17 protein-coding genes, 2 tRNA genes and 3 rRNA genes are annotated in these 24,714 nt (G+C 57.7%); 18 read left to right on the plus strand and 4 right to left on the minus strand.

Going from position 1 to position 24,714, the window contains the following annotated elements:
• The first annotated feature begins 59 nt into the window (after nt 1-59).
• The 6 genes from H3L94_RS01585 (at nt 60) to rsfS (ending at nt 6,070) form a co-directional block, all read left to right on the plus strand.
• Nucleotides 60-1,600, plus strand: a 16S ribosomal RNA gene (locus tag H3L94_RS01585).
• 100 nt (nt 1,601-1,700) lie between these two features.
• Nucleotides 1,701-1,777, plus strand: a tRNA-Ile gene (locus tag H3L94_RS01590).
• Between the two features lie 7 nt (nt 1,778-1,784).
• Nucleotides 1,785-1,860 (plus strand) — tRNA-Ala (locus H3L94_RS01595).
• Nucleotides 1,861-2,193: 333 nt separating this feature from the next.
• Nucleotides 2,194-5,158, plus strand: a 23S ribosomal RNA gene (locus H3L94_RS01600).
• 183 nt (nt 5,159-5,341) lie between these two features.
• Nucleotides 5,342-5,454 (plus strand): 5S ribosomal RNA (gene rrf, locus H3L94_RS01605).
• The 16S, 23S and 5S rRNA genes sit together here with 2 tRNA genes alongside, the layout of an rRNA operon.
• A gap of 274 nt (nt 5,455-5,728) precedes the next feature.
• The gene (gene rsfS / locus H3L94_RS01610; protein ID WP_009119737.1) at nt 5,729-6,070 is read left to right on the plus strand and encodes a ribosome silencing factor; all 342 of its coding nucleotides are present in this window, start codon (nt 5,729-5,731) and stop codon (nt 6,068-6,070) included.
• Between the two features lie 83 nt (nt 6,071-6,153).
• Here rsfS and H3L94_RS01615 read toward each other — a convergent pair whose 3' ends face one another.
• Nucleotides 6,154-6,417, minus strand: coding sequence for a hypothetical protein (locus H3L94_RS01615; protein ID WP_182122393.1), 264 nt, complete (start codon nt 6,415-6,417; stop codon nt 6,154-6,156).
• A 32-nt stretch (nt 6,418-6,449) separates the two neighbouring features.
• On the opposite strand from H3L94_RS01615, the gene H3L94_RS01620 reads away from it, so the two are divergent.
• The 12 genes from H3L94_RS01620 (at nt 6,450) to H3L94_RS01675 (ending at nt 21,128) form a co-directional block, all read left to right on the plus strand.
• Nucleotides 6,450-7,967, plus strand: coding sequence for a phospholipase D family protein (locus tag H3L94_RS01620; protein ID WP_244958795.1), 1,518 nt, complete (start codon nt 6,450-6,452; stop codon nt 7,965-7,967).
• 223 nt (nt 7,968-8,190) lie between these two features.
• Nucleotides 8,191-9,273, plus strand: coding sequence for a 4-hydroxyphenylpyruvate dioxygenase (hppD, locus tag H3L94_RS01625; RefSeq protein ID WP_182122395.1), 1,083 nt, complete (start codon nt 8,191-8,193; stop codon nt 9,271-9,273).
• Between the two features lie 66 nt (nt 9,274-9,339).
• On the plus strand, nt 9,340-9,885 hold the full coding sequence (locus tag H3L94_RS01630; protein ID WP_182122396.1) for a VOC family protein: 546 nt from the start codon (nt 9,340-9,342) through the stop codon (nt 9,883-9,885).
• 72 nt (nt 9,886-9,957) lie between these two features.
• Nucleotides 9,958-10,959: a fumarylacetoacetate hydrolase family protein gene (locus H3L94_RS01635; RefSeq protein WP_182122397.1), complete on the plus strand. Its 1,002-nt coding sequence runs from the start codon at nt 9,958-9,960 to the stop codon at nt 10,957-10,959.
• Between the two features lie 91 nt (nt 10,960-11,050).
• Nucleotides 11,051-12,448, plus strand: coding sequence for a Na+/H+ antiporter NhaC (gene nhaC, locus H3L94_RS01640; RefSeq protein ID WP_182122398.1), 1,398 nt, complete (start codon nt 11,051-11,053; stop codon nt 12,446-12,448).
• Nucleotides 12,449-12,766: 318 nt separating this feature from the next.
• Nucleotides 12,767-14,416, plus strand: a complete 1,650-nt coding sequence (locus H3L94_RS01645) for an ABC transporter substrate-binding protein (protein ID WP_244958797.1) — start codon at nt 12,767-12,769, stop codon at nt 14,414-14,416.
• Nucleotides 14,417-14,689: 273 nt separating this feature from the next.
• Complete coding sequence (locus H3L94_RS01650) at nt 14,690-15,703, plus strand: ABC transporter permease (RefSeq protein ID WP_009119726.1); 1,014 nt, start codon at nt 14,690-14,692, stop codon at nt 15,701-15,703.
• Between the two features lie 71 nt (nt 15,704-15,774).
• The gene (locus H3L94_RS01655) at nt 15,775-16,683 is read left to right on the plus strand and encodes an ABC transporter permease subunit (RefSeq protein WP_009119725.1); all 909 of its coding nucleotides are present in this window, start codon (nt 15,775-15,777) and stop codon (nt 16,681-16,683) included.
• 1 nt (nt 16,684) lies between these two features.
• Nucleotides 16,685-17,665, plus strand: a complete 981-nt coding sequence (locus H3L94_RS01660) for an ABC transporter ATP-binding protein (RefSeq protein ID WP_182122400.1) — start codon at nt 16,685-16,687, stop codon at nt 17,663-17,665.
• On the plus strand, nt 17,662-18,633 hold the full coding sequence (locus H3L94_RS01665; protein WP_009119723.1) for a peptide ABC transporter ATP-binding protein: 972 nt from the start codon (nt 17,662-17,664) through the stop codon (nt 18,631-18,633). Before H3L94_RS01660 ends, H3L94_RS01665 begins: the two co-directional genes overlap by 4 nt.
• 143 nt (nt 18,634-18,776) lie before the next feature.
• Nucleotides 18,777-19,874, plus strand: a complete 1,098-nt coding sequence (gene dinB, locus H3L94_RS01670) for a DNA polymerase IV (RefSeq protein WP_182122401.1) — start codon at nt 18,777-18,779, stop codon at nt 19,872-19,874.
• A gap of 51 nt (nt 19,875-19,925) precedes the next feature.
• On the plus strand, nt 19,926-21,128 hold the full coding sequence (locus H3L94_RS01675; RefSeq protein ID WP_244958862.1) for a benzoate/H(+) symporter BenE family transporter: 1,203 nt from the start codon (nt 19,926-19,928) through the stop codon (nt 21,126-21,128).
• A 191-nt stretch (nt 21,129-21,319) separates the two neighbouring features.
• On the opposite strand, the gene H3L94_RS01680 is transcribed toward H3L94_RS01675, so the two are convergent.
• The 3 genes from H3L94_RS01680 to dxs form a co-directional block, all read right to left on the minus strand.
• On the minus strand, nt 21,320-22,099 hold the full coding sequence (locus H3L94_RS01680; RefSeq protein ID WP_182122402.1) for a BPSS1780 family membrane protein: 780 nt from the start codon (nt 22,097-22,099) through the stop codon (nt 21,320-21,322).
• Nucleotides 22,100-22,175: 76 nt separating this feature from the next.
• Nucleotides 22,176-22,688, minus strand: coding sequence for a GNAT family N-acetyltransferase (locus H3L94_RS01685; RefSeq protein WP_182122403.1), 513 nt, complete (start codon nt 22,686-22,688; stop codon nt 22,176-22,178).
• Nucleotides 22,689-22,749: 61 nt separating this feature from the next.
• A complete protein-coding gene (gene dxs, locus H3L94_RS01690) occupies nt 22,750-24,633 on the minus strand; it encodes a 1-deoxy-D-xylulose-5-phosphate synthase (protein ID WP_182122404.1) in 1,884 nt (627 codons plus the stop codon).
• Nucleotides 24,634-24,714: the final 81 nt, after the last annotated feature.

Below are 24,714 nucleotides of genomic sequence, written 5' to 3' on the forward strand. Positions count from 1 at the left end.
GATTAACTACATTGTGTTGGTTTCTTTGAAGCAGACCAGAAGTTATTAAGTTAGAGATTGAACATAAGAGTTTGATCCTGGCTCAGATTGAACGCTGGCGGCATGCTTTACACATGCAAGTCGGACGGCAGCACAGAGAAGCTTGCTTCTTGGGTGGCGAGTGGCGAACGGGTGAGTAACGCATCGGAACGTACCGAGTAGTGGGGGATAACTGTCCGAAAGGATGGCTAATACCGCATACGCTTTGAGAAGGAAAGCGGGGGATCTTCGGACCTCGCGCTATTCGAGCGGCCGATGTCTGATTAGCTAGTTGGTGGGGTAAAGGCCTACCAAGGCGACGATCAGTAGCGGGTCTGAGAGGATGATCCGCCACACTGGGACTGAGACACGGCCCAGACTCCTACGGGAGGCAGCAGTGGGGAATTTTGGACAATGGGCGCAAGCCTGATCCAGCCATGCCGCGTGTCTGAAGAAGGCCTTCGGGTTGTAAAGGACTTTTGTCAGGGAAGAAAAGCTTTGGGTTAATACCCTGGAGTGATGACGGTACCTGAAGAATAAGCACCGGCTAACTACGTGCCAGCAGCCGCGGTAATACGTAGGGTGCGAGCGTTAATCGGAATTACTGGGCGTAAAGCGAGCGCAGACGGTTTGTTAAGCAGGATGTGAAATCCCCGGGCTCAACCTGGGAACTGCGTTCTGAACTGGCAGGCTAGAGTATGTCAGAGGGGGGTAGAATTCCACGTGTAGCAGTGAAATGCGTAGAGATGTGGAGGAATACCGATGGCGAAGGCAGCCCCCTGGGATAATACTGACGTTCATGCTCGAAAGCGTGGGTAGCAAACAGGATTAGATACCCTGGTAGTCCACGCCCTAAACGATGTCAATTAGCTGTTGGGGTGCATGACACCTTAGTAGCGTAGCTAACGCGTGAAATTGACCGCCTGGGGAGTACGGTCGCAAGATTAAAACTCAAAGGAATTGACGGGGACCCGCACAAGCGGTGGATGATGTGGATTAATTCGATGCAACGCGAAGAACCTTACCTGGTCTTGACATGTACGGAATCCTCCAGAGACGGAGGAGTGCCTTCGGGAGCCGTAACACAGGTGCTGCATGGCTGTCGTCAGCTCGTGTCGTGAGATGTTGGGTTAAGTCCCGCAACGAGCGCAACCCTTGTCATTAGTTGCCATCATTTAGTTGGGCACTCTAATGAGACTGCCGGTGACAAACCGGAGGAAGGTGGGGATGACGTCAAGTCCTCATGGCCCTTATGACCAGGGCTTCACACGTCATACAATGGTCGGTACAGAGGGTAGCCAAGCCGCGAGGTGGAGCCAATCCCAAAAAACCGATCGTAGTCCGGATTGCACTCTGCAACTCGAGTGCATGAAGTCGGAATCGCTAGTAATCGCAGGTCAGCATACTGCGGTGAATACGTTCCCGGGTCTTGTACACACCGCCCGTCACACCATGGGAGTGGGGGATACCAGAAGTAGGTAGGGTAACCGCAAGGAGCCCGCTTACCACGGTATGCTTCATGACTGGGGTGAAGTCGTAACAAGGTAGCCGTAGGGGAACCTGCGGCTGGATCACCTCCTTTCTAGAGAAAAGACGGGGCTTGGTGCATTCACACTTATCGGTAAACTGTGAATTAGAGATGCGAAACTGGTTGGGGGAACCCGACGAAGTTGGAGTAATCTGGGTTTGTAGCTCAGCTGGTTAGAGCACACGCTTGATAAGCGTGGGGTCGCAGGTTCAAGTCCTGCCAGACCCACCAAGAGATTGGGGGCATAGCTCAGTTGGTAGAGCACCTGCTTTGCAAGCAGGGGGTCATCGGTTCGATCCCGTTTGCCTCCACCAAAAGCTGATGGCAAATAAAAACGAGTTTGAAGAGCTGGTTTTTATTTGCGATTAAAAGTTGCATTGATCTTTAACAAATTGGAAAGCCGAAATCAACAAACAAAGACAATGTTGGTTTTACCCGCCCGAAGCGATTCATTTGTCTTCAGGCAGCCTGCAAAGGCAAGGGTGAGACCACAGTAATTTGGGTGATGATTGTATCGTTTGTCTGTGAGTGCAAAAGGCACAGACGAACACACAACAAGCAGTAAGCTTTATCAAAGTAGAGAGCCTAAGTTAAACCGACTTGTCAACGGAAGGTTTAGCGAAGTCAGCAGGTTCTTCAAATGATAGAGTCAAGTGAATAAGTGCATCAGGTGGATGCCTTGGCGATGATAGGCGACGAAGGACGTGTAAGCCTGCGAAAAGCATCGGGGAGCTGGCAATAGAGCTATGATCCGGTGATGTCCGAATGGGGAAACCCACCGTATTCTGTACGGTATCCTTATCTGAATACATAGGATAAGCGAAGCGAACCCGGAGAACTGAACCATCTAAGTACCCGGAGGAAAAGAAATCAACCGAGATTCCGCAAGTAGTGGCGAGCGAACGCGGAGGAGCCTGTATACGATAGCTGTTGGGATAGAAGAAGGACTTGGAAACGTCCGCCATAGTGGGTGATAGCCCCGTATTCGAAATTCCAGCAGTGGTACTAGGTATACGACAAGTAGGGCGGGACACGTGAAATCCTGTCTGAAGATGGGGGGACCATCCTCCAAGGCTAAATACTCATCATCGACCGATAGTGAACCAGTACCGTGAGGGAAAGGCGAAAAGAACCCCGGGAGGGGAGTGAAATAGAACCTGAAACCTGATGCATACAAACAGTGGGAGCCTCTTAATGGGGTGACTGCGTACCTTTTGTATAATGGGTCAACGACTTACATTCAGTAGCGAGCTTAACCGGATAGGGGAGGCGCAGGGAAACCGAGTCTTAATAGGGCGATCAGTTGCTGGGTGTAGACCCGAAACCGAGTGATCTATCCATGGCCAGGATGAAGGTGCCGTAACAGGTACTGGAGGTCCGAACCCACGCATGTTGCAAAATGCGGGGATGAGCTGTGGATAGGGGTGAAAGGCTAAACAAACTCGGAGATAGCTGGTTCTCCCCGAAAACTATTTAGGTAGTGCCTCATGTATCACTTCCGGGGGTAAAGCACTGTTATGGCTAGGGGGTCATTGCGACTTACCAACCCATGGCAAACTAAGAATACCGGAAAGTGCAATCATGGGAGACAGACAGCGGGTGCTAACGTCCGTTGTCAAGAGGGAAACAACCCAGACCGCCAGCTAAGGTCCCAAATGACAGATTAAGTGGTAAACGAAGTGGGAAGGCCCAGACAGCCAGGATGTTGGCTTAGAAGCAGCCATCATTTAAAGAAAGCGTAATAGCTCACTGGTCGAGTCGTCCTGCGCGGAAGATGTAACGGGGCTCAAATCTGTAACCGAAGCTGCGGATGCGCGCTTCATTAAATGAATTCAGATAGCTTGCCGGAGCGAAGCGACGGAAAGCATTTATTAAAGTGGAGTTTATTTAATGAAGCGCGCATGGTAGGGGAGCGTTCTGTAGGCCTGAGAAGGTGCATCGTAAGGTGTGCTGGAGGTATCAGAAGTGCGAATGTTGACATGAGTAGCGATAAAGCGGGTGAAAAGCCCGCTCGCCGAAAGCCCAAGGTTTCCTACGCAACGTTCATCGGCGTAGGGTGAGTCGGCCCCTAAGGCGAGGCAGAAATGCGTAGTCGATGGGAAACGGGTTAATATTCCCGTACTTTGATTCAATGCGATGTGGGGACGGAGAAGGTTAGGTTAGCAAGCTGTTGGAATAGCTTGTTTAAGCCGGTAGGTGGAAGACTTAGGCAAATCCGGGTCTTCATAACACCGAGAAGTGATGACGATTGTCTACGGACAAGAAGTAACTGATACCACGCTTCCAGGAAAAGCCACTAAGCTTCAGTTGAATCAGAACCGTACCGCAAACCGACACAGGTGGGCAGGATGAGAATTCTAAGGCGCTTGAGAGAACTCGGGAGAAGGAACTCGGCAAATTGATACCGTAACTTCGGGAGAAGGTATGCCCTCTGAGGTGAAGCACTTGCTGCGTAAGCTTTGGAGGGTCGCAGAGAATCGGTGGCTGCGACTGTTTATTAAAAACACAGCACTCTGCTAACACGAAAGTGGACGTATAGGGTGTGACGCCTGCCCGGTGCTGGAAGGTTAATTGAAGATGTGCAAGCATCGGATCGAAGCCCCAGTAAACGGCGGCCGTAACTATAACGGTCCTAAGGTAGCGAAATTCCTTGTCGGGTAAGTTCCGACCCGCACGAATGGCGTAACGATGGCCACACTGTCTCCTCCCGAGACTCAGCGAAGTTGAAATGGTTGTGAAGATGCAATCTCCCCGCTGCTAGACGGAAAGACCCCGTGAACCTTTACTGTAGCTTTGCATTGGACTTTGAAGGCACTTGTGTAGGATAGGTGGGAGGCTTAGAAGCAGAGACGCCAGTTTCTGTGGAGCCGTCCTTGAAATACCACCCTGGTGTCTTTGAGGTTCTAACCCAGGTCCGTAATCCGGATCGGGGACCGTGCATGGTAGGCAGTTTGACTGGGGCGGTCTCCTCCCAAAGAGTAACGGAGGAGTTCGAAGGTTACCTAGGTCCGGTCGGAAATCGGACTGATAGTGCAATGGCAAAAGGTAGCTTAACTGCGAGACCGACAAGTCGAGCAGGTGCGAAAGCAGGACATAGTGATCCGGTGGTTCTGTATGGAAGGGCCATCGCTCAACGGATAAAAGGTACTCCGGGGATAACAGGCTGATTCCGCCCAAGAGTTCATATCGACGGCGGAGTTTGGCACCTCGATGTCGGCTCATCACATCCTGGGGCTGTAGTCGGTCCCAAGGGTATGGCTGTTCGCCATTTAAAGTGGTACGTGAGCTGGGTTTAAAACGTCGTGAGACAGTTTGGTCCCTATCTGCAGTGGGCGTTGGAAGTTTGACGGGGGCTGCTCCTAGTACGAGAGGACCGGAGTGGACGAACCTCTGGTGTACCGGTTGTGACGCCAGTCGCATCGCCGGGTAGCTAAGTTCGGAAGAGATAAGCGCTGAAAGCATCTAAGCGCGAAACTCGCCTGAAGATGAGACTTCCCTGAGGGCTTGACCCTCCTGAAGAGTCGTTCTAGACCAGGACGTTGATAGGTCGGGTGTGGAAGCGCAGCAATGCGTGAAGCTAACCGATACTAATTGCTCGTGAGGCTTGACTCTATCATTTGAAGAACTTTGGATTCGGACATCGGATATCGGCAAACCGATATCCAACATCACGAATCAAAGTAATAAAAAGATAAAAGCTTACATAAGACTTGATGACACATCATCGCACCGTTGATTAAACAATAAATAAGTGAAGCAGCGCTTCATAACGGCTTACCAATTTGACAGTTTATGTTTGGCGGCCATAGCGAGTTGGTCCCACGCCTTCCCATCCCGAACAGGACCGTGAAACGACTCAGCGCCGATGATAGTACGGATACCCGTGTGAAAGTAGGTCACCGCCAAACCCCATTACTAAAGCCCCCTGAATATCAGGGGGCTTTTACTTGTGCGGACGTAACGGGACAGTAAAGGATTGATTGTGCTTGTTTGAGGGGAAGGGTGCAGGCAATTGGGCGGCCAGGGTGCCGGCAAGCGATTATGCCGGAATCCCTAATCAGCTTGAATCTTTCAGGTAGCCCCAACGCCGTGAAAGAAATGCCAACAAGGCATTTGGCGAACCTGACGCACTGGGATAAAATTCTGCCAATCATTTATGATGTAATACCAATCGGAAGACTGATGAACACACAAGACACGCAATATTTGCAGGACATGGTGGACACCGCTGTGGCGGCTTTAGAAGATGTAAAAGCAAAAGACATCGTGATTATCGATACTTCGGGCAAAACTTCCTTGTTTGCCCGCATGATTGTGGCGGGTGGCGACAGCACTCGTCAGGTAAAGGCTTTGGCCAACCATGTGGCGGTCGCGTTAAAGGAGAAAGGCTACCAACTCTTGGGTGCCGAAGGTGAAGAGGCCGGGGAGTGGGCACTGGTGGATGCCGGGGACTTGGTGGTCCATGTGATGTTGCCCGCGGCAAGGGATTTCTATGACATCGAAAAACTTTGGGGCGAAGGCTAAGTAACAAGGGTGTTGACGGGTTCTATGCGGGCGTATCGGCAGAGGGCTTGGCAAGCGGTTTTTTGCTGGGGGAGATTGTCTCATCACCTAAGCAAAATCCAACAATGCCAGACATCGTCAGTCAAAATAGCCGGCAGTGCAAGATTGGGCTTCTTTTGGCATTCATTTCCTTTCCCCTTGTGTGCTAACGCAGCAAATACGGAGTGAGCCGTTGCGGTATTTTTGACGGCGCATCTCGGCAGGAAAGAGATGCAGGACAGGCTTTTTTTTAAAATGGTTTTGCTTTGCTGTTGCTTGGTGGCGTAAGTCAGTTGAAGGAAAGCAAAATCGGCCAATGAATCGGCCATCAGACTTCAACGGGGATCAGATGTTAAGAAAAATGCTATTGTTTTTGTTGCTGCTTGTGGTGGTGCTGGTGGTGACGGCTTTGGTTACCCGTAAATCATTGCCCGATAATCGTCAGCGCAGTTCTTCTCAGGCTCTGCCTATCCGTCCAGACAGTAAATTGGCTGCCCATCTGCTGCCGCAGATCGAGATGCATCCGGGCCGCTCTGGCATTTATCCGCTTCGTGACGGAAAAGATGCGTTTTTGGCGCGGTTGGCACTGGCGCAAAGCGCACAATACACCCTCGATGTTCAATACTACATTTGGCACAGCGATGTTTCCGGCCGCTTATTACTGAACAGTCTGTATCAGGCCGCGGAACGTGGCGTGCGCGTACGCCTGCTGCTGGACGACAACAACACCGCTGGTATGGATGGTTTGCTGGCCGCGGTTGATGCACACCCGAACATCGAAGTGCGGCTGTTCAACCCCTTTATGCAACGAGGGTTCCGCCCGCTGGGATACTTGAGCGATTTTTTCCGCCTCAACCGCCGGATGCACAACAAATCCTTCAGCGCTGACGGGGTGGTGACCATTGTGGGCGGGCGCAATGTCGGCGACGAATATTTCGGCGCCGGCAACGGCGTCATGTTTGCCGATCTCGATGTGGCGGCCGTCGGCCCGGCGGCACAAGCAGTGGAGCAGGATTTCGACCGCTACTGGGCCAGCGAATCCAGTTATCCGGTGGAAAGCATTATTCAGGCTGCACCCGAGGTATTAAATAGTGCGCCTGCACAGGATGCCGATACCCAAGGCTACCTGAAAGCTCTGGCACAATCTGATTTTGCACGACATCTTGCGGCCGGCACCCTGCCGTTGGAATGGGCCGATGCTACCTTGGTGAGCGACGATCCAGCCAAGGGTTTGGGCAAAGCCTTGCCGGACAATACTGTGGTGGCGCACATCAGCCCGGTGATGGCGGCGGCGGAGCAGGAGCTGTTGATCGTGTCGCCTTACTTCGTGCCCACCCGGCAAGGGGCGGATTTGCTCGGCGGCATCGCCCGCAGCGGCAAAAACGTGCAGGTGCTGACCAACTCGCTTTCCGCCACCGATGTGGCGCCGGTGCACGCCGGTTATGCCAAATACCGCGAACCGCTGCTGGACGCCGGCGTCACACTGTTCGAACTCAAACCCGAGGTAACGGTGACCACCGACCACCACGGCGGCATGACCGGCAGCAGCGGTGCCAGCCTGCATGCCAAAACTTTTGCCGTGGATCGGCGCACGCTGTTTGTGGGCTCTTTCAATATGGATCCGCGCTCAGCCGCGCTCAATACCGAAATGGGCCTGCTGATCGACAGTCCGGCTTTGGCAGGGCAATTGGCGGACGGCCTGCAACAGCACCATGCGGCCCATACCTATAGTGTGCTCAAGACGCCCGAACAGGGCTTATATTGGCAAACTCAGGAAAACGGCGAACTGCGCACATTCGATACCGAGCCCCAAGCCGGTGCCTTCAAACGTTTTGCTGTGTGGTTTTGCGCTTTATTGCCGATTGAATGGTTGCTGTAAGCGCCCAGTATCTTGTTTTCAGGTAGCCGCCGCTTCTGCCATCCGGAAGGGGCGGTTTTTTGCATCGTGCTTTTGCGTCCGCTTCCTGGCGGCTTGCCAAGATGCCAGCTTTGTTTAATCGATTTTTTCAATAAATTAATCAAAAAAAACTGTTTGCCTGATAAATACGCCGACTTTTAAGATGGCCGCCGATGTGATCAACCGTTTACAGGAGAAATAGACGATGGCCGATTTGTTTGACAACCCTATGGGCTTGTGCGGCTTTGAATTTGTTGAATTCGCTGCCCCCGAAGCAGGCGTGCTGGAGCCTTTGTTTGAAAAAATGGGCTTTACCCTGGTGGCCCGCCACCGTTCCAAAGACGTACTGCTCTACCGCCAGGGCGACATCAATTTTATTGTCAACCGCGAGCCCAAAAGCCAAGCTGCGTATTTTGCCGCCGAACACGGCCCGTGCGCCTGCGGCATGGCCTTTCGCGTGCGCGACGCCCAAGCGGCCTACAAACGCGCGCTGGAGTTGGGCGCCCAGCCCATCGACATCCCTACTTCGGTGATGGAATTGCGCCTGCCGGCGATCAAGGGCATCGGCGGTGCACCGCTGTATCTGATCGACCGATTTGAGGACGGCAAATCGATTTACGACATCGATTTTGAATTCCTGCCTGATGTCGAGCGCCATCCGGTGGGCCACGGCTTGAAAATCGTCGACCACCTCACCCACAATGTCTATCGCGGCCGCATGGACTTCTGGGCCAAGTTTTACGAGAAGTTGTTCAACTTCCAGGAAATCCGCTATTTCGACATCAAGGGCGAATACACCGGGCTCACCAGCCGTGCCATGACCGCGCCCGACGGCCTGATCCGCATTCCGCTTAATGAGGAAGCCAAGCAGGGCGGCGGCCAAATTGAAGAATACTTGATGCAGTTTGGCGGCGAAGGCATCCAGCACATTGCGCTGTTGAGCGACAACCTGCTCGACACCATCGACAAGCTGCGCGCCGCTGGCATTCCGCTGATGACCGCGCCCAATGCCGCTTATTACGAAATGTTGGAAGAGCGCTTGCCCGGACACGGCGAGCCGGTGGCCGAGCTGCAAAGCCGCGGCATTCTGTTGGACGGCACCACCGAAGGTGGCCAGCCGCGCCTGTTGCTGCAAATCTTCTCCGAAACCCTGCTCGGCCCGGTGTTTTTCGAGTTTATCCAGCGCAAGGGCGACTACCGCGAAGGCTTCGGCGAGGGCAATTTCAAAGCCTTGTTCGAATCGCTGGAGCGCGACCAAATCCGCCGCGGCGCATTAGAAGTGGAATAAACAGAAGCAGAATAAACGCTTTCAGGTAGCCTGAGGGGCTACCTGAAACCACAAAGGAGCGACATCATGGCATTAACCCAAGGCGTGCATCACGTGGCCTACCGCTGCAAAGATGCCAAACAAACGGTGGAGTGGTACCAAAAACACCTGGACATGGGCTTTGTGTTGGCGATTGCCGAAGACAAAGTGCCGTCCACCGGCGAGCCCGACCCCTATATGCACATCTTTTTGGATGCCGGCGGCGGCAATATTCTGGCCTTTTTCGAGCTGCCCACCAAACCGGAGATGGGGCGCGACGAAAACACCCCGCTGTGGACGCAGCATCTGGCGCTGAAGGTGGACAGCATGGACACCCTGCTCAAAACCAAAGACAAGCTGATTGCCGGCGGCGTGGACGTATTGGGGCCGGTTAACCACACCCTGTTCCACTCCATTTATTTCTTCGACCCCAGCGGCCACCGCATCGAGCTGGCCTGCGAAGTGAGCACGCCGAAAATGAACCGCGCGCTGGACCAGGTGAAATGGGACATGCTCAACGAATGGGCCGAAACCAAACGCGCCCCGCAGCATGCCCGCTGGATACACGACGGCACCGAGCCGCCCGAGGTATAAGCCGTATGATCCGGTTTCAGGTAGCCCTTCAGGCTACCTGAACGCCGTTATCAGAGAAAAAAGGATGAATTCATGAAACTAGCCACATTGAAACAAGGCGGCCGCGACGGCCGTTTGGTCGTAGTGAGCCGCGATTTAAGCCGTTATGTGCTGCCTGAAATCGCCACCCTGCAAGCCGCGCTCGATAACTGGGACCGCGCCGAAGCCGAACTGAAAGCGGTGTACGACGATTTGAACGTCCATCCCGAAAAGGGCGAGGCCTTCGACCCCGAACAATGCCATTCGCCGCTGCCGCGCGCCTACCAATGGGCCGACGGCTCGGCCTACCTCAACCATGTAGAGTTGGTGCGCAAGGCGCGCAATTCCGAAGTGCCGGCCTCGTTTTACGACGACCCGCTGATGTACCAGGGCGGCTCCGACAGCTTTATCGGCCCGCGCGACGAGATCTTGGCCAAGCCCGAATGGGGCATCGACTTTGAAGCCGAAGTGGTGGTGGTGAGCGGCGATTTGAAACAGGGCGCCAGCGCGGAAGAAGCGGCCCAAGCCATCCGCCTGGTGATGCTGGTGAACGACGTGTCTTTGCGCGGCCTGATTCCGGCCGAATTGGCCAAGGGTTTTGGCTTTTTCCAAAGCAAGCCGGCCAGCGCCTTCAGCCCGGTGGCGGTGACACCCGACGAATTGGGCGAGGCCTGGCAAGACAGCAAAGTGCATCTGCCTTTGCGGGTGAAGCTGAACAACGAATTGTTCGGCTATCCCAATGCCGGCCAGGACATGACCTTCAATTTCGGCCAGCTGCTGGCCCATGTGTGCAAAACCCGCGACATGGCCGCCGGCAGCCTGATCGGCTCGGGCACGGTGTCGAACAAGCAGGGCGATTTGCACGGCTCTTCGGTGGCCAACGGCGGCGTGGGCTATTGCTGCCTGGCCGAAGTGCGCATGTACGAGACCATTGAAACCGGTGCGCCGCAAACCCCGTTTATGGACCACGGCGACGTGGTGGAAGTGGAAATGCTGGACGAACAAGGCAACAACATCTTCGGCACCATCCGCAACCGCGTGAATACCCGCTATTAAACCTTTCGGGCTTTCAGGTAGCCGCTCGTGTTCAGGCTACCTGAAAGCCTTTGCCACGTGAAAAAAAGCAAGATTATTAAGAGGAGAAACCATGAATACCCCGTTAATCCGCATTGCGCCCAAAGAGGCGGTGCCCATCGCCCTGTTGGTGATTGCCGTGATGGCGGTGACCATGATCGGCTTCGGCTGGGTGCCGCATATTTCCATCACCCTGGTGATGTGCGGCCTGTTGGCCTACGGCAAATTCAAAGGCCAAAGCTTTAACGACATGCAGGCCAAAATGGCCGAGGGCGTGGTGTCGGGCATCGGCGCCATTTACCTGTTTTTCTTTATCGGCCTGTTGGTGGCGGCGCTGATGATGTCGGGCGCGATTCCGACGCTGATGTATTACGGCTTTGATCTGATTTCGCCGCAAATGTTTTACCTGTCGGCCTTTATTTTGTGTTCGGTGATCGGCGTGGCCTTGGGCAGCGGTTTCACCACCTGCGCCACCGCCGGCGTGGCCTTTATGGGCATGGCCGAAGCCTTTGACGCCAATCCGGCGATTGTGGCCGGTGCCGTGGTGTCCGGTGCGCTGTTCGGCGACAAAATGTCGCCCCTGTCCGACACCACCGGCATTGCCGCTTCGATTGTGGGCATCGATTTGTTCGACCACATCCGCAATATGATGTACACCACCATTCCGGCCTGGATTCTGACCGCCGTCATCCTGTGGATGCTGACCGGCAGCGTGGCCCAAGCCGATTTGGCCGACGTGGCCGCCATGCAGCAAAACCTGCTGGCCAGCGGTTTGGTGCACTGGTATGCGCTGCTGCCGTTTGTGGTGCTGGTGGGTCTGGCGCTGAAAAAAGTGAATGCGGTGTATACCATCATCGCCACCATTTTCACCGCGTTGGTGATTACCTATATCCACAGCAGCCCCAGCATTGATCAGGTGGGCGGCTATTTCTTCGCCGGCTACAAACCGGCGGAAAACCTGGATTTGGGCAGCGTGGGCAAGCTGTTGTCACGCGGCGGCATGCAGAGCATGTTCTTTACCCAAACCATGGTGATTCTGGCCTTGAGTCTGGGCGGTCTGCTGAACGGCTTGGGCGTGTTGCCGGCGCTGCTGGCCGGTATCCGCCACCTGCTCACCAGCACCGGCCGCGCCACCTTCGCCGCCGCTTCCACCGCCTTCGGCATCAATGTGCTGATCGGCGAGCAATACCTCAGCCTCTTGCTCACCGGCAACACCTTTAAACCGGTGTACGAACGCTTGGGCCTGCATCCGCGCAACCTGGCGCGCACCATCGAAGACTCCGGTACCGTGATCAACGCCTTGGTGCCTTGGGGCGTGTACGGCGTGTTTTTGGCCGGCATCCTCGGTGTGGCGGTGGTGGACTATATTCCCTATGCCTTCTTCTGCACCCTCAGCCTGGCGCTGACCCTGATCTACGGCTTCACCGGCTTTACCATCAGTAAAGTCGAGCCGCAGGATACGCCCCGCTGATGTCTTGAAACCTGTTCGCGATCTTTGCGCGCGCGCTTGCCCGGCAAAACCGCTGCGCCAGACGGTCGTGGGCAGGTGTTGATGCGGCTTTCAGGTAGCCCGACCTTTCGCCGAGTCGCTTGGTGTGCTGCGCCGCAGCAACACAAAGCGACTCGATATTTACACTTTACTTACACTTAAGTTACGGATATATTACGCCCGCTTTTGCCCGGCATTGCAGTTGGGAGCGCACGGCCTATGTGTTTCGGCCGGCTGCTCCGGGGGCAGACAATCAGACCAATCTGTATTTCATAGAGGATGTACACCATGCAAACCAAGATGTTCAAATTATCTGCCCTGGCGGCCACCGTGCTGCTGGGTTTGGCTGCCTGCGGCGGCGAAAAAGCGGCCGAAGCCCCCAAAGACGGCAGTGCGCCCGCCACCACTCAAGCCGGCGGCAACACCACCCTAGTTTACTGCTCCGAGGGCAGTCCCAGCGGTTTCGACCCCGCCCAATGGACCGACGGCACGTCTTTTGACGCCAGCGCCTACCCGATCTACAACGGTTTGGTGGAAACTGTTCGCGGCGGTACCGATGCGATTCCTGCCTTGGCCGAAAAATGGGAAGTGTCTGACGACAGCAAAACTTACACCTTCTTCCTGCGCAAAGGCGTGAAATTCCACACCACCGAATACTTCACCCCCACCCGTGAATTCAATGCCGACGACGTGGTGTTCACCTTTAAGCGTCTGACCGACCCGAACTTCGAATTCAACAAAGCCTATCCGGCCGAGTTCCCCTATGCCGCAGACATGGGTCTGCCCGACAATATCGCGTCTATCGAGAAAGTGGATGACCACACCGTGCGCATCACGCTGAAAGAAGTGGACGCTTCCTTCCTGCAAAACATTACCATGCCGTTTGCCTATATCAGTTCGGCCGAATATGCCGACCAGCTGGCGAAAAACGGCAATGCCGCCGATTTCAACAACAAACCTGTCGGCACCGGCCCGTTCAAGTTCGTGTCTTACAACAAAGACGCCCAAATCCGTTACGCGCGTAATGCCGAATACTGGAATGCCGGTGACATTCACATCGATAATTTGGTCTTCGCCATCACCAAAGATTCTGCCGTACGCGCCCAGAAAGTAGCAGCGGGCGAGTGCCACGTTTCCGCTTATCCGAAAACCGCCGAAATCGAAGCGGCCCGTCAAAGCGGTAAAGTCACCATCATCGACAAACCCGGCTTCAACTTAGGTTATGTGGGCTACAACACCAAGCATCCCGTGTTGAGCGATCTGCGCGTGCGCCAAGCCTTGGACATGGCCATTAACCGCGATGCCATTCTGAACGCCGTTTATCAAGGCGCCGGCACTGCGGCCACCAACCCGATGCCGCCCACCCAATGGAGCTACAACGACACCCTGCAAAACGCGCCCTACGATCCTGAGAAAGCCAAACAGCTGCTGGCCGAAGCCGGTGTGAAAGAGGGCACCGAAATCGCCTTGTGGGCGATGCCGGTACAGCGCCCCTACAACCCGAATGCCAAGCTGATGGCCGAAATGATCCAAGCCGACTGGGCCAAAGTGGGCATCAACGCCAAGATCACCAGCTACGAGTGGGGCGAGTACCTGAAACGCCTGAAACAAGGCGAGGCCGATTCCTTCCTGGTGGGCTGGACCGGCGACAACGGCGACCCCGACAACTGGCTGGGCACCCTGCTGAGCTGTAAAGCGGTGGGCGGCAACAACTATGCCCAATGGTGTAATGCCGAGTTCGACAAACTGGTGACCGAAGGCCGCACCAACACCGACAAAGCGGTGCGCGAAGAGAAATACCGCCAAGCGCAAGTGATCTTCAAGCAAGAGCTGCCGTGGACCACCATGGCACACTCCGTGGTAACCGTGTTTACCACGCCGAATGTGAAGGGCTTCGAAATCAGCCCCTTCGGCAGTATGCGTTTCGACGGTGTGAAAATCGAGCAGTAAGCCACTCTGCTGCCGGCAGGCTACCTAAAGCCTGTCGGCAGCTTTTTGTCTGGGGAACCGCCCTTGCTGCTGCGGCTCCTACCTGGCGGATGAGACCGCCTGCTGTTTCTCGATGTTTCGATTTCAGGCTTTCAGGTAGCCTGAGGCTACCTGAAAGCCTGCTCTGTCCGGCAGTGGCCGGGCAGGTCAATACCATTTGCCGGCCGCCTACGCCGTTTGATTCGGGTGCGGGCAGAACACAAGAAGCCGGCCCAACCACACAGAGCATTGCCAATGTTTTCCTTTATCTTGCGCCGTATCCTGATCCTGATACCGGTTTATATCGGCCTGACCCTGTCCACTTTTTCCCTCATCCGCATGGTGCCGGGCGACGTGGTGGAAGTGATGATGGGCGAAAAAGCCGTCGATCCCGCCGTGCACGCCGCCGCCATGAAGCGGCTCGGCCTCGACCAGCCGCTGCCGGTGCAGTATTTCAACTACTTGAAAGACATCTTCAGCGGCAATTTCGGCCAATCCTTCCGCGACCGCTCGCCGGTGCTGGACGATTTCTTCTCCCATTTCGTGCCCACTCTCGAGCTGGCCTTGTGCGCCATCGTGATCGCCAGTGTGCTCGGCGTGACACTGGGCATCCTCGCCGCCCTGCGCCGCGGCACTTGGCTGGACTACACCCTGATGAGCGGTGCGCTGGCCGGCTATTCGATGCCGATCTACCTGCTCGGTCCGATTCTCACCGGCCTGTTTGCCCATTATCTGGGCTGGCTGCCGGTGTCTGGCGTGATTTCCGTGTTCCAGTTTCTCGATGTCAAACCGCTGTACGGCTCCTGGCTGCTCGGTTCGCTGACCAGCGGCCAGCCCGGCGCCTTCATCGACGTGGTGAAACACTTCATTCTGCCCGCCATTGCCTTGTCCACCATTCCCTTGGCCATGATTGCGCGCATGACCCGCTCCGCTTTTTTGGAAGTGCTGGGCGAAGACTATGTGCGCACCGCGCGAGCCAAGGGTTTGTCGCCCGCCCGCGTGGTCTTGGTGCACGTCATGCGCAACGCCCTGATTACGGTGGTGACCGTGGTCGGCCTGCAAATGGCCACCCTGTTGGCCGGCGCCATTCTCACCGAAACCATCTTCAGCTGGCCGGGCGTCGGCACTTGGCTCTTGGAAGGCTTCCACAACCGCGACTATCCGATTGTGCAAAACGGCATCCTCTTGGTGGCCACCGCCTTGATGCTGGTGAGCCTGCTGGTGGACATCCTCTACGGCCTGATCAATCCGCGCATCCGCCACGCTTAAGCTGCAGGTTGCCTGAACCGCTCCGCCTGTTTCAGGTAGCCTTCCGATAACGATTTTCCGGGAACACTTTGATGAGTACACACACCGCAACCGCCCCCACTGTTGCGCCCAAGCCGCCTACCCAATGGCAGCTGTTTTACCGTACTTTCCTTGCCAACAAGGGCGCGGTATTGGGGCTGCTGATCCTCACCGCCATGGTGCTGCTGGCCGTTTTCGCGCCGCTGCTGGCACCGCACAATCCTTACGAACTCTTTAACGGCAAAGAGCAGCTGCCGCCCTCGTTTCTGAGCGGAGGCGACGCCGCCTTCCTGTTCGGCACCGATGACGCCGGCCGCGATACCTTGTCGCGCCTGCTCTACGGCGCACGCTATTCGCTGTTTATCGCCCTGTGCGCCACCATTCTCGCCCTCATCGCCGGCGTGACCTTGGGCCTATCCGCCGCCTTCTGGCCGCGGGTGTGGGGCAAAGGCGTGATGTTGGTGAACGACATCCTGATGTCTTATCCCAGCCTGCTTTTGGCCATCATCATCGCCGCCATTCTCGGCCCGTCGATGACCAACACCATCATCACCATCGCCCTGGTGTGCCTGCCGCCGTTTATCCGCCTCACCCGCGCCACCGCCATGGTGGAGCTGCAGCGCGATTACGTTACCTCCGCCCGCGTGATGGGCGCCAGCACGCCGCGCCTGTTGTTCATCACCGTGCTGCCCAACTGCATGGCGCCGCTGATTGTGCAGGCTTCGATGATTTTCTCTGCGGCCATTTTGGAAGCCGGCGCCATCGGCTTCCTCGGTTTCGGCGTTCAGCCGCCGGATGCCGAATGGGGTGCCATGCTCGGCACCGCCCGCCAATACATTCAGAGCAATGTTTGGCTGGCGATTTTCCCCGGCTCCGCCATTTTCCTGTCGGCACTCGCCATCAATCTGACCGGCGATGGCCTGCGCGATGCCCTCGACCCGAAACTGAAACAGGTGTCCTAAGATGAACAGCCCCTTACTGCATATCGACAATCTGGCCGTGACCTTCGGCCGCGGCGAGCGCGCTTTCCGGGCAGTGGACGGCGTCTCGTTTCAGGTAGCCAAAGGCCAAGTGTTGGCCGTGGTGGGCGAATCCGGCTCCGGCAAATCGGTCACCATGATGGCGCTGATGGGCCTGCTGCCCGCTTCGGCCACCATCACCGCCGACCGTCTCGAATTCAACGGCCAAAACCTGCAAACCCTGTCGGCCCGGGCCAAACGGCAAATCATCGGCAAAGACATTTCGATGATTTTCCAAGACGCCATGACCAGCCTGAACCCCAGCTTCACGGTGGAAACCCAGATCAGCGAGGTGCTGAAGGCCCACTTGGGCCTGAAAGGCGCCGCCGCGCGCCAGCGCGTGTTGGAACTGTTGGACCTGGTGGAGATTCCCGATGCCAAAAACCGCCTGAAAGCCTATCCGCACCAGCTCTCCGGCGGCATGAGCCAGCGGGTGATGATTGCAATGGCGATTGCCTGCGAGCCGCAGCTGTTGATTGCCGACGAGCCGACCACGGCGCTGGACGTGACCGTGCAGGCGCAAATCATGGCGCTGTTGGCCAAGCTGCAGCGCGAAAAACACATGGCCATGATTCTGATTACCCACGACTTGGGTTTGGTGGCCGAAAACGCCCGCGATGTGGCGGTGATGTATGCGGGGCAGGTGGTGGAAACCAATCAGGTGCCGCATATTTTCCGCGAACCGGCCCATCCCTACACCGAAGCCCTGCTGGCGGCGATTCCCGAGCTGTCGGTCGGCCACAGCCGCCTGCACAGCCTGCCCGGCGTGGTGCCCAGCCAATACGACCGGCCGGCCGGCTGCCTGCTGTCGCCGCGCTGCCCCTACACCGAAGCGCGCTGCCACACCCCGCCCGCCCTGCAAACCCATGAATACGGCGTGGTGCGCTGCATCCACCGCCACCCGCCCAAAGGAAACGCCGCATGAGCCAACCCGTAGTACTCGAAGCCAAGTCGCTGGCGCGCCACTATCCGGTGTCGCAGGGCTTGGGCAAACCGAAAAAATTCGTCAAAGCCCTCAACGGCATTTCCTTTCAGTTGCAGGCCGGCAAAACGCTGGCCGTGGTGGGTGAATCAGGCTGCGGCAAATCTACTTTGGCCCGCCAGCTCACTCTGATCGAAAGCCCCAGCAGCGGCGAATTGCTGATCAACGGCGAGGGCACCGCCAAACTGAGCCGCCGTGCGCTGAAAGATTTGCGCACCGAAATCCAGATGGTGTTCCAAAACCCCTACGGCAGCCTGAACCCGCGCCAAACCATCGAATACCAGCTCACCGAGCCGCTCACCATCCACACCAAACTCTCGCGTGCCGAAAAGCATGAGAAAGTGGTGGAAATGATGAAGAAGGTCGGTCTGCGCCCCGAGCACGCCCAGCGTTATCCGCATATGTTCTCCGGCGGCCAGCGCCAGCGCATCGCTTTGGCGCGCGCGATGATGCTGAACCCGAAAATCGTGGTGGCCGACGAGCCTACTTCGGCGCTGGACGTGTCGATTCAGGCGCAGGTGCTGAATTTGTTTATGGATTTGCAGGACGAATTCCACACCGCCTATGTGTTTATTTCGCATAATCTTTCCGTGGTGCAGCATGTGGCCGACGAAGTAATGGTGATGTATTTGGGCAAAGCGGTGGAACACGGCAGCAAAGAGGCCGTGTTCAGCAGCCCGCAGCATCCTTACACGCAAGCGCTGCTGGCGGCCGCGCCCAGCGTGAACGGCCACAAAACCGACCTCAAGCTGCAGGGCGAGTTGCCCAGCCCGCTCAACCCGCCCGGCGGTTGCGCGCTGCACCAGCGTTGCCCGCACGCCACCGAGCGCTGTGCACGGGAAGAGCCGGTGCTGCGCGAATGGCAGGGTCGCCTGGTGGCTTGCTTGCGTTTGGAAGAGATCGCTGCTTAAGCCGCAGCTTGCCGAACCGCACCCCTCTGAACCGCTAAAGGCTACCTGAAACGGCGTTGCAGCCGTTTTCAGGTAGCCTTTTGTGCCGTCGGCGCTTCGGATTGATTACAATAGCGCCCCCGTTTCCCCGATTGCCGTCTGCCATGTCTGCCGTTCCGCTGCGCAAAATCATCCACATCGATATGGATGCTTTTTTTGCTTCCGTCGAACTGTTGCGCCGCCCCGAGCTGTGCAGCCGGCCGGTGGTGGTGGCGTGGGAGGGCGCGCGTTCGGTGGTGTGCGCGGCCAATTACGAGGCGCGCAAATTCGGCGTCCGTTCCGCCATGGCCCTGGCTACCGCGCGGCGGCGCTGCCCGCAGCTGGTGTGCCTGCCGCCTGATTTTGCGCGTTATCGGGCGGTGTCGGCGCAGATTCACGCTATTTTCCGCCGCCACACCGACATCATTGAACCCCTGTCGTTGGACGAAGCCTATTTGGATGTCAGCCGCCCTTTGAGCGGCCACCGCTACGCCCGCGACATCGCCCAAGCCATCCGCGCCGAGATTTGGGCGGAAACCGGGCTCACCGCCTCGGCGGGCGTGGCGCCGAACAAGCTGATTGCCAAAATCGCGTCCGATTGGCGCAAGCCGAACGGGCAAACCGTGGTGGCGCCCGAGCAGGTGTTGCGTTTCCTGCATCCGCTGCCGCCGGCCAAGATTCCCGGCGTAGGCAAGGTGACCGCCGCCAAAATGGCTGCGCTGGGCATCCGCACCATCGCCGACATGGCGCAATGGCCGCGTGAGCATCTGGTGCTGCATTTCGGCCGCTACGGCCACCGGCTGTACGATTTGGCGCGCGGCATCGACGAGCGGCCGGTGCGGCCCCAGCGCGAATACAAGCAGGTGTCGGTGGAGCACACCTTGGCGCGAGATGTGCCGCTGGCCGGCCTGTTGCCGATGCTGCCGGGGATTGCCGAAGAAGTGTGGCGGCAGCTGGCGCGCAAACGCTATGCCGCCCGCAGCCTTACCCTCAAGCTGAAAACCGCCGACTTTCAGGTGATCACCCGCTCCGCCACTTATTCCGCGCCTTTTGCACGGGCGGCGGAATTGGCCGCCGCCGCCGCGGCCTTGTCGGCCAAGCTGCCGCCCGACCGGCACTACCGCTTGGTGGGCATCGGCGTGTCCCATCTGCAGGACATCGAATGCCAGCCCGTGTTGTGGCCAGAAGAGGGCGCTTGGCCGGCAGACGGTCAGGCTACCTGAAACCCTCTTCTTGTCCGCTGTATCGCCGGTTTGTTTTCGCCCTTGTTTTTAGTGTTGAGTCTGCCGCTTTCCTGTTTTGCCGATGTGATGAAACCGCCGTTTACCTCCGCCCATTTTTCCGCCGCCGTGGCCGCCATGCTGGTGTCTTACGGCAGCAGCGCCGTCATCATTTATCAGGCGGCGCAGTCTTTCGGCGCCACCGATGCGCAGATTGCCTCGTGGTTCACCATACTCGGCTTGGTGTGCGGAGTATTGACCTGGGCCTTGAGCGTGTGCCACCGCGCGCCGGTGATGATTGCTTGGTGCACGCCCGGCGCGGCGATGATGGTGGGCTTGGAGGGCGTGTCGCTGCCGCAGGCGGTGGGCGCGTTTATGTTTGCGGCCGGGTTGATGTGGCTGGTGTCGGCCACCGGCTTTTTCGACCGCTTGGTGCGGCAGATTCCCGCCACGTTGGCGGCGGCGATGCTGGCGGGGATTTTGATCAATTTCGGCAGCCGCGTGTTTGTGGCGATGCAGAGCCAAACCGCCTTGGTCGGTCTGATGCTGGCGGTGTATCTGCTCGCCAAAATCCGTTTTCCGCGCTACGGCATTCTGTTGATGCTGCTGGCCGGTTTCGCGTATGCCGCTTTGGGCGGCCTGTTCGATTGGCAGGCGCTTCGGGCCGTGCCGCCGCATTTGGAATGGGTGGCCCCGCAATGGCATGCCGGCCATCTGATCGGCGTCGGCATTCCGCTGTTTATTGCGGCTTTGGCCACGCAGAATGTGCCGGGCATGGCGGTGATGCGCGCCTACGGTTATCAGACGCCGGCCAAACCGCTGATCAGCGCCGCCGCCGCAGCCACCGTGTTGACCGCGCCGCTGGGCACGTTTATGGTGAATTTGGCCGCCATCAGCGCCGCCCTCTGCATGGGCGGCGAAGTGGATAAAGATCCGCAGCGCCGCTATCTGGCCACCGTACTGTTGGCGGGGTTTTATCTGCTGTCGGGGGCGGCCGGCGGCATGGTAGTGTCGCTGTTTGCCGCTTTGCCGGGCGAATTGCTCACCGCCTTGGCCGGCATCGCCGTATTCGGCACCCTGCAGGCCAATCTGTTGGCCGCCTGGCAGGACGAAGCCACCCGCGAGGCTTCTTTGCTCACCCTGCTGGCCAGCGCCTCAGGCATGAATTTGCTCGGCATCAGCAGCGCTTTTTGGGGCTTGCTGATCGGCTTGGCGGTGTATCATCTCAACCGCCGGGTGTCGGCGCAGCAAGGTTGAGCGGGGAAGAGAGCATCGGGCAAACGGCTGAGACCTTTGCAACCTTTTCCCCATCTGCGGCGCATTTCTGCGTTGTGCACTGCTACGCCTTGAACGGCATCCACATCTGAGGGTTTTGCAAAGGTTTCAGGCTACCTGAACGTATTCAGGTAGCCTGTTGGTTTGCCCGACATGCTGAGCGATTGTCTGCCTTACGGTTTCTTGAAAAATACGTCGCGGTAAGTGGTATAGGGCAGAACCAGAATCATCGGTATCAACACCAGAAAGCCGAGGCCAAACGTCAAGATGCCAGCTGCTACCGCCAGCGTGAACAGAATCAGGCAGAGGCTGGCGGCACCGATATTGCGGGCAAAGGCCTGCCAGCTTAAGCCCAATGCACGTTTAACGGTTTCGTTCTGCAAAATTATCAGCACCGGTGCCAAATAGAAAGTGGCGGCATAGAGCAGGGTCAGCAGAAAAGTGAGTGCCATGAAGACGGCGGAATAAAGCTTGTCGGTGCCTTCATGCATGCCGCCGAGGGCGTTAAACAGCATGACCATCACGACGGACGCAACAGCCATCAACAGCATATAGGCGAGTGATAAACCCACCAGTGCGCCCAGCCGGCCGGCATGGTTTTGAAAGCCGTTCAAAATATCGTCGAAGGTAAAACGACCGTGTTTGTTCACTTGGTCAGCCGCATAGGAAAAGCCGGCGACCAAAAAGATGTGTGCGGCCATCTGCAAAATGCCGCCGACATAGGGGATGAAGGCAAAAAACAAATGGACGACAAGATAGAATAGGCCGGCAACCATCCATAAGACAGGTTGTCGTTTGAAAACGAGCCAAGCGGTGCGGAACCAGGCAATTGCACGGCCGGCCGGCACGACTCGTGCTTCGCCCAGATAGCCGTCGTCAGCCTGGGTGGGCCAATCGTTTTCTTCCGGTATCTTAGGGGCGGCGTAAGGTCGGGTGAAATCGTGATGGTCCATGTCCTCTCCTGATGGGTGGCCCAAAGCGGCGGTATGGCGAATGAAGGAACCGGTTTGGAGCGGATGCCGCCTGCTTTCAGGTAGCCCGATGTTCTGCGCGTGGGAGCGGCAATAACCACAGTTGCCGTTGGTAGCCGTGTTCGCTGACCGGCTCGGCTTGTAAGGCAAAACCGTGTTTGCGCAGGATGTGCGCCGAGGCGTGGTTGGCGGGGTCGGTGAGGGCGCGCAGGCGATGGATGAATCGCAGCTCGTGGGCCCGAGCCAGCAGCTCGGTGCAGACGGCGGAAGCAAGGCCGCGCCCCCAGTAGTCGGGGTGCAGCAGGTAGCCGATTTCTGCTTCGGATGCGTTGGGGCGGTTGATTTGCAGTTTGCACAAACCCATCAGCTGGCCGTTGCGGTCGCGCAGGTAGAAATAGCCGCAGGCCGGATGCAGCAGGTTGCGGGCCTGTATGGCGGCGTATTGGGTTTCGGCTTCCGTTGCGCCCAATGCCCGGCCGCTGATCAAGGCCATGATGCGGGGGTTTTGCACCAAGCTCAGGTAGTCGCCGAATTGGCTGGCTTCGGTTTTTTGCAGAATAAAGTGTGGCATTCGGGGATGAGGGAAAAAGAAGGGGCCGCAAACCGGTGCGGCGGTTTGCGGCCGTTGGGTATCAAGCCTGTTCAGGTAGCCAAGCGGCAATGCGCTGTTCGATTTTGCCGGCGCTCAAGCCCATGTCGTCGAGTAAGACGGCGGGGTCGCCGTGTTCGGTTACCACATCGGGGATGCCGAGTAGTAGGGTGGGACGGCAGAGGCCGTGTTGTGCCAGCACTTCCAATACCGCGCTGCCGGCGCCGCCCTGTACGGCGTTTTCTTCGATGCAGACCAGGCGTTCGTGCTGCTGTGCCAGCTCGATAATCAGTGCTTCGTCTATCGGCTTCACAAAGCGCATATCGGCCACGGTGAGATTGAGTGTTTCTGCGGCGGTCAGCGCGGGTTGCACCATGCTGCCGAAGGCGAGCACGGCGGTGCCGCTGCCCCGGCGGCGGACGATGCCTTTGCCTAAAGGTACGGTGTCCAAGCCTGAAGTAACGGCGGCCCCGCAGCCGCTGCCGCGCGGGTAACGCACGGCGGCCGGCTGCTTGAGGGCGTAGCAGGTGGAGAGCAGCAGGCGGCATTCGTTTTCGTCGCTGGGGGCAGCCACCACCATATTGGGGATGCAGCGCAGGTAGCTCAAATCGTAGGCGCCGGCATGGGTGGGGCCGTCGGCGCCGACGATGCCGGCGCGGTCGATGGCTAACAGCACAGGCAGGTTTTGCAGCGCCACGTCGTGAATCAGTTGGTCGTAGGCGCGTTGCAGGAAGGTGGAGTAAATCGCTACCACCGGTTTGACACCTTCGCAGGCGAGGCCGGCGGCGAAGGTAACGGCATGCTGCTCGGCAATGCCGACATCGAAATAGCGTTCGGGAAACTGCTGCTCGAAGGCCACCAAGCCGCTGCCTTCGCGCATGGCGGGGGTAATTGCCACCAGTTTCGGGTCGGCGGTGGCTTGGTCGTGCAGCCAGTCACCGAAAATCTGGGTGTAGCTGGGTTTGGCGGGGGCAGCCGGTTTGGACGGGCCTTCGGCGGGATTGAATTTGCCGACGGCATGAAAGCCGACGGGGTCGTTTTCGGCCAGTGGGTAGCCTTGGCCTTTGCGGGTGAGCACGTGCAGCAGCTGCGGGCCTTTGCGCTGTTTCATCTCGCGCAGGACGGCCACCAGCTTGCGCACGTCGTGCCCGTCCACCGGGCCGGTGTAATCGAGGCCGAAGTTGTTGAACAGGGAGTTTTGCCCTCCCTGCACTTCGTCCACCATGCTGCGGATGCGGTTTTCCACGCGCTGGGCGATGTCCAGCGCGCCGGGCAGTTTGTCGAGCACTTTTTCCGATTTGTGCTTGATGCTGCGCAGGGCGCCGCGCATATCGCGCACCACTTCGGAGGCGAGGTATTTGGGCAGGGCGCCGACGTTGGGGGAAATCGACATTTCGTTGTCGTTGAGAATGACCAAGAGGTCGGTGTCCATGGCGCCGGCGTTGTTGAGCGCTTCAAATGCCTGGCCGGCAGTCATGGCGCCGTCGCCGATTACGGCCACGCTGCGGCGCGGGCTACCTGAAAGCCGGTCGGCCACGGCCATGCCCAAGGCGGCGCCGATGGAGGTGGAAGAGTGGCCGACGCCGAAGTCGTCGTATTCCGATTCGGCCCGTTTGGGGAAGCCGGCCAGGCCGCCGCATTGGCGGATGGTGTGCATGCGCTGTTTGCGGCCGGTGAGGATTTTGTGCGGATAGCTTTGGTGGCCGACATCCCACACCAGATGGTCGTGCGGGGTGTCGTACACATAATGCAGCGCCACAGTCAGTTCGACGGCCCCGAGGTTGCTGGCGAAATGGCCGCCGGTGCGGCCTACGCTCTCCAGCAGGAAAGTGCGCAGTTCGTCGGCCAGCTGCGGCAGTTGCTCTTCGCGAAGGCGGCGTAAATCTTGCGGGGAATCAATGGTGTCGAGAAGGGGCGTTTGGCTCATGGCTTGGGCTTTTTTATCGGTATGGATCGCGGCAGGATTATAACAAGTTTGACCGCCGGCGGCGCATTTCTGTCGGTGCGG

Source organism: Neisseria shayeganii (assembly GCF_014054965.1).
Classification (GTDB): Bacteria; Pseudomonadota; Gammaproteobacteria; order Burkholderiales; family Neisseriaceae; genus Eikenella; species Eikenella shayeganii.

Excerpts from the sequence above, each read along its gene's own strand:
- rsfS (WP_009119737.1), top strand. The coding sequence starts at position 5,729 with ATGAACACACAAGACACGCAATATTTGCAGGACATGGTGGACACCGCT.
- H3L94_RS01615 (WP_182122393.1), bottom strand. The coding sequence starts at position 6,417 with ATGGCCGATTCATTGGCCGATTTTGCTTTCCTTCAACTGACTTACGCC.
- H3L94_RS01620 (WP_244958795.1), top strand. The coding sequence starts at position 6,450 with ATGCTATTGTTTTTGTTGCTGCTTGTGGTGGTGCTGGTGGTGACGGCT.
- hppD (WP_182122395.1), top strand. The coding sequence starts at position 8,191 with ATGGCCGATTTGTTTGACAACCCTATGGGCTTGTGCGGCTTTGAATTT.
- H3L94_RS01630 (WP_182122396.1), top strand. The coding sequence starts at position 9,340 with ATGGCATTAACCCAAGGCGTGCATCACGTGGCCTACCGCTGCAAAGAT.
- H3L94_RS01635 (WP_182122397.1), top strand. The coding sequence starts at position 9,958 with ATGAAACTAGCCACATTGAAACAAGGCGGCCGCGACGGCCGTTTGGTC.
- nhaC (WP_182122398.1), top strand. The coding sequence starts at position 11,051 with ATGAATACCCCGTTAATCCGCATTGCGCCCAAAGAGGCGGTGCCCATC.
- H3L94_RS01645 (WP_244958797.1), top strand. The coding sequence starts at position 12,767 with ATGTTCAAATTATCTGCCCTGGCGGCCACCGTGCTGCTGGGTTTGGCT.
- H3L94_RS01650 (WP_009119726.1), top strand. The coding sequence starts at position 14,690 with ATGTTTTCCTTTATCTTGCGCCGTATCCTGATCCTGATACCGGTTTAT.
- H3L94_RS01655 (WP_009119725.1), top strand. The coding sequence starts at position 15,775 with ATGAGTACACACACCGCAACCGCCCCCACTGTTGCGCCCAAGCCGCCT.
- H3L94_RS01660 (WP_182122400.1), top strand. The coding sequence starts at position 16,685 with ATGAACAGCCCCTTACTGCATATCGACAATCTGGCCGTGACCTTCGGC.
- H3L94_RS01665 (WP_009119723.1), top strand. The coding sequence starts at position 17,662 with ATGAGCCAACCCGTAGTACTCGAAGCCAAGTCGCTGGCGCGCCACTAT.
- dinB (WP_182122401.1), top strand. The coding sequence starts at position 18,777 with ATGTCTGCCGTTCCGCTGCGCAAAATCATCCACATCGATATGGATGCT.
- H3L94_RS01680 (WP_182122402.1), bottom strand. The coding sequence starts at position 22,099 with ATGGACCATCACGATTTCACCCGACCTTACGCCGCCCCTAAGATACCG.
- H3L94_RS01685 (WP_182122403.1), bottom strand. The coding sequence starts at position 22,688 with ATGCCACACTTTATTCTGCAAAAAACCGAAGCCAGCCAATTCGGCGAC.
- dxs (WP_182122404.1), bottom strand. The coding sequence starts at position 24,633 with ATGAGCCAAACGCCCCTTCTCGACACCATTGATTCCCCGCAAGATTTA.